Source organism: Syntrophorhabdaceae bacterium (assembly GCA_028698615.1).
In the GTDB taxonomy this organism is placed as follows: domain Bacteria; phylum Desulfobacterota; class Syntrophorhabdia; order Syntrophorhabdales; family Syntrophorhabdaceae; genus Delta-02.
On sequence record JAQVWF010000070.1, the window covers coordinates 1 to 9,252 of the forward strand.

Consider the following 9,252-nt stretch of genomic DNA (forward strand, 5'->3'; position numbering starts at 1 on the left):
AGAGATGGTTTTTATTGAAAAGAGATCGATAAACGTTTATAATCAGTCACCTTGCCCCCGTAGCTCAGGTGGATAGAGCAATGGATTCCTAATCCATGTGCCGCATGTTCGAGTCATGCCGGGGGCAATTTGATTAGTCTGCATAATCCGCGCTTACGGGTTCCGTCTGACGTCAGATAACACCAGGTGCCGTTGACCTGTCTCAGCCGGTCTGTTGTGGTTCGAGTGGACCGGGTCGAATTCCCGGATAGTCCCTGGTGCTTGCCTGTCCTGTTCATAGCGTCATCCCCCTGATGTCAACAATACGGTTGCTCCAGTTTGGCCGGCGCAGTGGGCGTTTGATATTCCTGCTGATGTGGGATATCTTGATAGGGACGATATTTTCAAGGGAGTGTATCAGGATCATATCAAAATATTCTTTGTTACCAGGGTAATAAAAAAGGACGGAGTGCGTATAGCGTCAATTTTATCGGATGCTATATAAAGCACAACATGGAGAAATGGGAGGTTCTATGGCATTTGGTGGTGTACAGCTGCCGCGCACTTTATTATGCGTGAACATTGATCATGTCGCCGCATTGAGAGAAGCCGGGGGAGGGAATGAACCGGACCTTCTTGAGGTTGCGGCAGTATGTAAGGACAGGGGATGCAACGGCATTTCGACTCACTTGCGTGAAGACAGGCGTCATGTGCAGGAGAGAGATGTCTTCGCGATAAAAGGCAGGATCATTGCGAAATTCTATCTCGAGATTGGTCTCTCGGATGAGATGATCGAGATCGCAAAAAAGGTAAGACCCGATCGGATCACGATCGTCCCTGAGAAAAGGGAAGAAACAACAGCAGAGGGTGGACTTGACCTTGGAAAACATATCTCAAAAATAAGGGATACTGTTGAATTGTTTCGTAATGAAGACATCCCGGTATCTCTCTTTCTCGAACCCGACATGGAAACAGTTGATATTTGTAAGGAATGCGGGGCGGATTATATCGAGATCAATACCGCGTCGTACTGTAACGCAGCACAAATAACCGAGGTTGAAGGAGAGATCGACAGGATATACAGAGCGGCGGATCATGCCGTAAAGCTCGGGCTGAAGGTCAACGCCGGACGGGGGCTGAATTACAGAAATGTTGTGCCTCTTCTACACGCCAGAGAGTTGTTGGAAGTGAATATCGGTCATTCAATAATTTCAAGATCAGTCTTTGTCGGCCTTGCGAAGGCAGTTGACGAAATGCTGGAGGTATTAGACTAGCAGTCGTAAAACCTGTTGTTATCGCTTTTAAAAATTATTGAAATCGGTAAACTGCTGTGCTATAAAAAGAAAAGGTATTAAGAAAAGGGGGTAACATATGAAAAAAGTTGCAATATTTATTATGCTCGCTGCCTTTTCGTGTGGTCTTCTCGCGCTTCCCGTCTTTGCGGGAGACGATATTGAGAGGCCTTCCTATAAGGGGACAGGAAAGGGTGAGGCAATGCTCTTCGACCTCATACTCCTGAGGCCCATTGGGCTTGCCAGTGTTACTGTCGGTTTTGCAGCTACCTTTGTTGCCTTTCCCTTTTCTATAATGGCGAACAACACCAGAGAGGTTGGTGACGCCATGCTTGGCGAGACGATGAACTACACCTTTGTGAGGCCTCTCGGTGAAGTTTTTGAGCCGGCAGCGATGTTGGACCGCTAGAATGGCCGCCCTGGACGGCAGCCGTGCCTTGTCCTGAGATATCGCCCTGGGGTACAGGACCAACAGATGAAGTCTCTCGTGCCGTATTCAGCCCCAGCCTCCCCTGAACATTGAAGTTTAAGAAATTGACGTGATTAACGATAACCATAGTTACCGGCGCTCAGGCGCCGTCATCATCCAAGGAGACAACCTATGAGCGAAACCTCCGATGCGAGAACGAACAAAGGAGGCGACCGGATCACGAACGATTTTCGGAAGATCCTGACAAACCAGCTTACGTATTCCCTTTCAAAGGACATGTATTCGGCAACGCAACGAGACAAGTACACGGCAACGGCTTTATCGGTAAGGGCCCGGATCGTCAAGGATTGGATCGATTGCCAGCAGAGCTACTACAAGATGGATGCCAAGCGCCTCTATTACCTTTCTCTTGAGTTTCTCATGGGGAGGCTGCTCAGGAACTACCTTATCAACATCGACCTCTTGGATGAATACCGTGAAGCAATGGACGTGTTTGCTGTCAAGCTGGAAGACACCTTCGAGTGTGAGTGGGATGCCGCTCTCGGCAACGGCGGCCTTGGCAGGCTCGCCGCCTGCTTCATGGATTCCATGGCGACGCTGAATTATCCCTGCTATGGTTACGGGATCAGGTACGAGTACGGCATCTTCACCCAGAGGATTGTTGACGGCTATCAGGCGGAGGCGCCCGACAACTGGCTGCGCTATGGCAACCCCTGGGAATTCCCGAGACCGGAGCTGATATACCCCGTTCGGTTTTACGGCAGGGTGGATAAACATTCGGCAAAGACGGAGTGGGTTGACACAAGCGAGATCCTCGCAATGGCTTACGATTATCCTGTTCCCGGTTTCAAGACGAACACGGTGAATACACTGCGCCTCTGGGCGGCGAAATCGACGCGCGATTTTGACTTCGATTACTTCAACAGCGGGGACTACGTAAAAGCTGTCGAGAACAAGAACAATAGCGAGAATATTTCAAAGGTCCTCTATCCCAACGACCTGTCCCTGGCGGGCAAGGAACTCAGGCTGAAGCAACAGTATTTCTTCGTGGCCGCCACCCTTGCCGACATCTTCAGAAGGTTCAGAAAGGCATACAAAAATCTCAACATGCTGCCAGGCAAGGTTGCCATCCAGCTTAATGATACACACCCCTCTATTGCGATCGCGGAGATGATGAGGATCCTCATCGACGATGAAGGGCTTCCCTGGGATATTGCCAGTAAACTGACGCGGGAAACCATCGCATATACGAACCACACCATCCTTCCCGAGGCACTCGAGACATGGTCGGAAGACCTCATCGGGCATCTGCTTCCCCGTCATCTTCAGATCATCGAGGAGATGGACAGAAAATTTCACATTCAGGTGGCACGCCGCTTCCCCGAAGATTTCGACAAGGCCCGGCAAATGGCCATCATCACCGGTGAGGAGGGGAAGGTGATCAATATGGCCCGGCTCGCCATCGTCGGCAGCCATGCGGTGAACGGGGTCTCGGGTCTCCACAGCGAACTCCTGAAAAGTCGTGTTTTCAATGACTTTTACCTGATGTATCCCGAAAGGTTCCAGAACGTGACGAACGGCATAACCCACAGGCGATGGCTCATGAGCGCAAACCCCGGACTTTCCGCTCTTATCACGGAAGCGATCGGTGATGGATGGACCAGGGATCTTAACGAATTGAAAAGGCTCGAGCCCATGACGGAAGACGCTGCTTTCAAAGACCGCTTCGTCACCGTCAAGAGGGAGAACAAGCTTCGCCTCCGTGCAGCCCTGGAAAGGGTTTTCAACTGCACCTTCGAAACGGATTTTCTCCTTGATTGCCAGGTAAAGAGGTTCCACGAATACAAGAGGCAACTGCTCAATGTTTTCCACGTCATCACCCTCTACAACCGTCTCAGGGAAGGAAGGGTTCCCGACGGATTTGTTCCGAGAGTAGTCCTGTTCTCGGGAAAATCGGCGCCGGGGTATCTCATGTGCAAGCTTATCATCAAGCTCATACACAACGTTTCAGAGATTGTCGGCGCCCATCCTCTGGTCAAGGACAAGCTTCAGGTGGTTTTCGTGCCCAACTACGGTGTCACTATCGCCGAGGTCACCATGCCGGCGGCAGACCTGTCGGAGCAGATATCGACGGCAGGTTTCGAGGCCTCCGGGACAGGGAACATGAAATTCGCCCTCAACGGTGCCCTTACCATCGGCACATACGATGGAGCCAATATCGAGATCAGGGAGGAGGTGGGGGAGGATAATTTCTTCCTTTTCGGACACAGGGCCGAGGAGATCTTCGAATTAAGGAAACAGTACGACCCGAGAAAATATATCGAAGAGAACAAGGAACTCGCCCAGGTGATCCAGCAGCTTCAATCGGGGTTCTTCTCACCCGAGGACCCGGGGCTGTTCCAGCCCATCGTCCAGTTCCTTATGGACGGCGACCGCTACTGTGTTCTTGCCGATTATTCCCTTTACATCGCATGCCAGGAGGGAGTGACCCGCGCATACGCGGACAAGGACCAGTGGACGCGCATGGCGATCCTCAATACGGCCCGGTCAGGCAAGTTTTCCAGCGACCGCGCCATCCATGAATATGCCCGGAATATATGGAAAATATCCCCCGTCGTACGGTAAGAGGCAGTATCTTAAATGGCGCTTGACTTGATTCCTGACGGTGTGTTACTCATTTTCAGGTAATTTATTCCACTTCTGAACATAACGGGATGGTTATTATGGAACGATATCCGTATATCTTTCAGCCGGGGGCTATCGGCAAACTGACGACGAAGAACAGGATCAAATACGCGGCCACAGAGACGAATTTTCCCTACGGCGACGGCTATGTGAGCGACCGCGAGGTTGCCTACATGGAGGCCCAGGCAAAGGGTGGAGCTGGAATAGTCACAACCCAGGGTGCTTATCCGGACAAGAAGGGAGAGGGCAAAGGCTTCAAGGGGATGATGTCCATCAACGACGACAGGTACATCCCCGGCCTTGCACGCATTGCCGATGTGATCCGTGCCAACGGGGCCCTTTCAAGCATACAGATACTCCATTGCGGCAGGGAGGGGGGAATTGAGCTGGATTACTGCCTCATGCCATCTGTCGTTCCCCAAAAGTTGTCCTATTTCAAACCTCCCCGCGAGATCACAAAGGAAGAGATCGGTCAGGCCGTGAGAGACCATGCGGACGCTGCCCGACGGGCCAAGCAGGCTGGTTTCGACATGATAGAGCTCTCCGGGATCGTCGGTTATCTCATCTCCACCTTCATATCGCGCTACACCAATAAACGGACGGACGAATACGGAGGGGACCTCAAGGCGCGGTGCCGGTTGATGGTCGAGGTCATAGGGAGCGTGAAGGCCGAGGTGGGCGACATGCCTGTCGGCATCCGGCTGTGCGGCCACGAACTGCTCGATGACCGGGGCGGCAACACCTTCGAGGAGAGCATTGAAAGCTTCAGGATAGCGCAGGAGGCCGGGGCGGATTACCTGAGCGTCACCGTAGGGTGGCACGAATCTTCCCGGTCGGTGATTACCAGGGACGTTCCGATGGGCCACTGGCTCTATATCGGGGAGGCCGTCAAAAAGGCCGTCGACGTGCCCGTCATGATGGCTTTTCGGCAGTTTCTCCCGCACATCCCCGAGAAGGCGATCTCGGATGGACAGATAGACTTCGTGGAGATGTGCCGTCCCATGATAGCCGACCCCGAGTTTCCCAGGAAGATACGGGAGGGAAGGGAGAAGGAGATCGTTCCCTGCATCGCCTGCAATGTTTGCTTTTCACGACTTTACTATCACGAGCCCATCATGTGTTCAGTCCGTCCCACCCTGGGGCATGAAGGCGAAGAGGACTGGGGATATTATGGACCCAGGCCGGCAGGAAAGAAAAAGAGGGTCCTTGTCATAGGGGGCGGGCCGGCGGGCCTGCAGTGCGCCGAGGTGGCGGCACGGAAGGGTCACGACGTTACGCTCTTCGAAAAGAGCGATACATTGGGAGGCAACGTCCTCATAGCCTCTCGGGTCGATGCCGGGGCCGTCGAACTTATGAGGCCCGTAGAAACCCTCGAGCAACTGTGCCGAAAGGCCGGTGTGACCATCAAGCTCGGTGTGGAGTGCCATCCCGCGATGGTGCGCCAGACCCCTCACGATATTCTTGTTGTCGCAACCGGGCCGACCATGAAAGGACTTTCGCAGGGTGTCCTGACGCCGATGAACGTAATGGCAGAAGGGGTTGGAACAGGAAAGAGGGTCGTGATCATAGGTGGCCGGGGCGTCGGGCTTGGCGTTGCCGTTTACCTGCTTCGACAGGGCGACCACGAGATAACCGTTATCGATGAGGGCACAAAGCCGGGCAGGGATGTTAATCCATTCTATTTCTGGCAGTACATGGCACTGATGAAAAAGAGAAAGGTGAATTTCATGACGCGAAGCAAGGTCGTCGCCGTTGAGAAGGGGTTTGTGCGCACACAGGGACCGTCGGGCGAGATGACCGTCGAGACCGACAGCGTGATCATGACCCTGTTTTATCCCGAAGAGAACACGTGGAGGGAGACGGCTCAGAATTTAGCCGGGCAGACATATTTCATAGGCGACGCCAGGAAGCCGAGGCGCCTTATCAATGCGATCCACGACGGTTACCGCTTGGGGATGGTGCTCTGATGATACCCGTTATAGACAAGGAAAAGTGTACAAGCTGTGGAAACTGCCTGGAGATATGTCCCCCGGGCGCCATAACTCTGGGGGACGACTGTGCCCGCATAGCCGAAGACCTCTGCGAGGAATGCGGCTTCTGCGCAGCCGAATGTCCAACGGAGGCGATCGAGATTCCCTTTCCGATGTCCGGAAAGTGAGGTCATGATCCACCGGGTCTTCATTTAAGCATTCCCTGCATCTCCCGATAATTAGACCAGGAACACATTCAGACGGCTTGCCGAAGAGCTAAAGGAGGGGTTATGGCCCAGGCAACATCGAACATTCTCTTGGAGACGGGGACCAATGAGGTCGAGATACTTGAGCTGTATATTGATGAAGAAGGCTACCGCGGCTATTACGGCGTCAACGTCGCAAAGGTCATTGAGATCATCGCCGTCCCCAGGAATAAGATAAACCCGCCTGATTCGAAGAAAGGTATGGTGTCGGGATTGTTCAACCACCGCAACAAGGTGGTGGTTCTCGTAGACCTCGCCGTCTGGCTCGGAAAGACACGGGTGGAGACGAAACCCTGCAACGTTCTCATCACTGAATTCAATAACGTTGTGACGGCCTTCATGGTCTCGGGTGTTACAAGGATCCACCGCGTTACCTGGCAGGACATAAAACCCCTCGACGGGTATATGGAGAACGTCAGCGATGCCGTAACGGGGGTTATCGAGCTCGAAGATAGACTGGTCTTTCTTCTTGACCTTGAGAAGGCCATTGCCGAGTTGAGTCCTGAACTGGCGCTGAAGGGTCCCCTGTCCACTTCGGAAGGTGGTTTGGAGTTCAAACTCGACAGGCCCATCAGGGTCCTCCATGCCGATGATTCCAACGTAATACGACACAATGTGCGGGCCCGCCTCGAGGAGAACGGGCATTTTGCCGTCCATTCTGTAGGCAATGGCGAGGAGGCCTGGAACTATCTGGTGAGCGTGCAGAATAAGGTTCGGGCCGGGGAGGCGATCGCGCTTACTGAATTTGTGGACGTGGTGCTCACCGACATAGAGATGCCCGGTATGGATGGATACCACCTGTGCAAGAGGATCAAGGAATCTCCCGAGTTCAAGGATATTCCCGTTATCCTCTTTTCCTCACTTATAACCGAGAAACTTATCCACAAAGGTCAGTCCGTTGGTGCCGACGGCCAATTCTCCAAACCCGACCTCAGCCTCATCGGTTTTATTCGCGACCTTGTGGAAAAAAGGCAGATAGCAGCTTAGAGAGAAGACAGTTCCATACCCGGTGTTTCAGATTCCAGGGAAGAGATCAGGTCTTATAGATGCTATAGGACCTATTTTTTTGTCCCGAAGACTGGAACCCGAAATAAACAAAAAAGCCACCGGAATAACAGTCGGGGGGGATTGAATCCGGTGGCCGTGGAGTACTTCGTGCATGGATATGCAAAAGTACGTTGGGTATTATAACACGCAGGCATCAAGGGTCAAACACAATTATGGGAAAATGGCCTCCCACCGGGGGGAAATGGACAGACCCTCTGCCTGAGCGCCCTTAATTTCCTTGACACCCGGTCGGCCGTTCATATAATCTGCTTTTGATTGATCAGCCCGGTATTTGCCGGCTTTCTGTTCCTTGTTCTCGTCCGGCACGCACACAATGGTATCAGGAGAAAGGAACATGCTGGGGAGAATGGGTCTATCCTGCAGGGCCGTAATATCAGGTGCCTGGTGAAGGAGAGGGTCGTCATGTCTCCCCCCGCGTCCGAAAGATCCCATCTGGGCCGTGAAGGTAAGGCGCAAATCAACATCGATGCTGCCCCTTGTGGAGATGGAGGGGCCAGCTCATGGCAGGGAATCCCGCGATGAGGGAAAACCGTTCCCGGAGAAGGAGGAGGGGGGCATAAGACCCATCAAATTATTGAAGGGGATACTCAAATGCTAGAGAGGATAGGTGCTATCACCTGTGATGGAATCTTATGAGAACCTGGAGCGAGAGAGTCGAAAAGCTGGATATCGCAGATAAGCCCCTGACGAGAGCGCTTCTGAACAAGGCGGCCACAGACCTGAGTGTCATGGAGAGCGTCCATGGTCTTTCAGTGGAGCCATGCGATGCCCTTATGGACATGATAGGGGTGGCCGTTGCGGCGGATATCTTCGTGCTGTTGTTTCCGTCACTGGCAAAGGGGCCCGATGCCCTGGTGGAAAGTCCTTTTCCAAGGGACAGGGTGCTCACATTCGTCGCGGGTTTGTGGTTTCTGGGGGCGGTTGTTCCCCGTCTCAGGGAGGAAGGGTGTCCCGTCGACATAAACAATCTCACCAGGCAGGTCGGGGTGTTCCTGTTCATGGACTATGATGAGATGAACAGGGAGGGATTGGCCAAGATCGGGGTTCAATACTGGAAAGAGCTGAGTTCTCAGCCGCCTGCCTCCGTAGTTGAATGGGATAGGGCATTTTCACAGATGGTTTTCATCCACTACGAAGAGATGAGCAATGACCAGATTGACCTCGGAGACTTCGATTTGAACGCCAGTATCGGGAAGATGCTGACGGTCTTTCTCTCTTTTGCCTTCGCGCTCCCACCCTCGTGAGGATGCGGCTGGCTCCCGGTGGTCGCGCAATATCCAATCGATCCAGCTGCTGCGTGCCCTTAATTGCATAGTTCGCGGTGTCATCAAACGTGAGTTTATCAGGACCCTTGGGCGAGCCGCTGGCCATACACGTTGGGCACAGGTATCAGGTTATCTTTGCGGGAGCGTTGCTGTTCCGGCCGTGAGGAATGGCGGTTTTTGGGTGAGGTCAAAGAGAGCTCTATACACGTGGGGCAAATTGTGGTAATATGGAGGCCATGATTCGTCTCACCGCATACCGGATATACGACCAGTCTGACATGTTGGTGAAGTCCAGGG

General features: G+C 53.1%; 7 protein-coding genes and 1 tRNA gene. All 8 read left to right on the top strand.

Features of this window, described 5'->3' with window-relative positions:
• The first annotated feature begins 53 nt into the window (after positions 1 to 53).
• The 8 genes from PHC90_13625 to PHC90_13660 all read left to right on the top strand — a co-directional run bounded on the left by PHC90_13625 (position 54) and on the right by PHC90_13660 (position 8,934).
• Positions 54 to 127: transfer RNA gene (locus tag PHC90_13625), tRNA-Arg, on the top strand.
• Between the two features lie 385 nt (positions 128 to 512).
• A complete protein-coding gene (locus PHC90_13630; protein ID MDD3847384.1) occupies positions 513 to 1,253 on the top strand; it encodes a pyridoxine 5'-phosphate synthase in 741 nt (246 codons plus the stop codon).
• Positions 1,254 to 1,350: 97 nt separating this feature from the next.
• Positions 1,351 to 1,680 (top strand): hypothetical protein, encoded by a 330-nt coding sequence (locus tag PHC90_13635; GenBank protein MDD3847385.1) that lies wholly within the window; start codon positions 1,351 to 1,353, stop codon positions 1,678 to 1,680.
• A gap of 192 nt (positions 1,681 to 1,872) precedes the next feature.
• Positions 1,873 to 4,326: a glycogen/starch/alpha-glucan phosphorylase gene (locus tag PHC90_13640; GenBank protein ID MDD3847386.1), complete on the top strand. Its 2,454-nt coding sequence runs from the start codon at positions 1,873 to 1,875 to the stop codon at positions 4,324 to 4,326.
• A gap of 98 nt (positions 4,327 to 4,424) precedes the next feature.
• Positions 4,425 to 6,353 (top strand): FAD-dependent oxidoreductase, encoded by a 1,929-nt coding sequence (locus PHC90_13645; protein MDD3847387.1) that lies wholly within the window; start codon positions 4,425 to 4,427, stop codon positions 6,351 to 6,353.
• Entirely contained in the window at positions 6,353 to 6,544 is a 192-nt protein-coding gene (locus PHC90_13650; protein MDD3847388.1) for a 4Fe-4S binding protein, read from the top strand. Before PHC90_13645 ends, PHC90_13650 begins: the two co-directional genes overlap by 1 nt.
• Positions 6,545 to 6,646: 102 nt before the next feature.
• On the top strand, positions 6,647 to 7,609 hold the full coding sequence (locus PHC90_13655; protein ID MDD3847389.1) for a chemotaxis protein: 963 nt from the start codon (positions 6,647 to 6,649) through the stop codon (positions 7,607 to 7,609).
• 713 nt (positions 7,610 to 8,322) lie between these two features.
• The gene (locus PHC90_13660; protein ID MDD3847390.1) at positions 8,323 to 8,934 is read left to right on the top strand and encodes a hypothetical protein; all 612 of its coding nucleotides are present in this window, start codon (positions 8,323 to 8,325) and stop codon (positions 8,932 to 8,934) included.
• The last annotated feature ends 318 nt before the right edge of the window (positions 8,935 to 9,252 follow it).

Bases quoted from the DNA above. Each gene is read 5' to 3' on its own strand.
- PHC90_13630 (MDD3847384.1), top strand. From the start codon at position 513: ATGGCATTTGGTGGTGTACAGCTGCCGCGCACTTTATTATGCGTGAAC.
- PHC90_13635 (MDD3847385.1), top strand. From the start codon at position 1,351: ATGAAAAAAGTTGCAATATTTATTATGCTCGCTGCCTTTTCGTGTGGT.
- PHC90_13640 (MDD3847386.1), top strand. From the start codon at position 1,873: ATGAGCGAAACCTCCGATGCGAGAACGAACAAAGGAGGCGACCGGATC.
- PHC90_13645 (MDD3847387.1), top strand. From the start codon at position 4,425: ATGGAACGATATCCGTATATCTTTCAGCCGGGGGCTATCGGCAAACTG.
- PHC90_13650 (MDD3847388.1), top strand. From the start codon at position 6,353: ATGATACCCGTTATAGACAAGGAAAAGTGTACAAGCTGTGGAAACTGC.
- PHC90_13655 (MDD3847389.1), top strand. From the start codon at position 6,647: ATGGCCCAGGCAACATCGAACATTCTCTTGGAGACGGGGACCAATGAG.
- PHC90_13660 (MDD3847390.1), top strand. From the start codon at position 8,323: ATGAGAACCTGGAGCGAGAGAGTCGAAAAGCTGGATATCGCAGATAAG.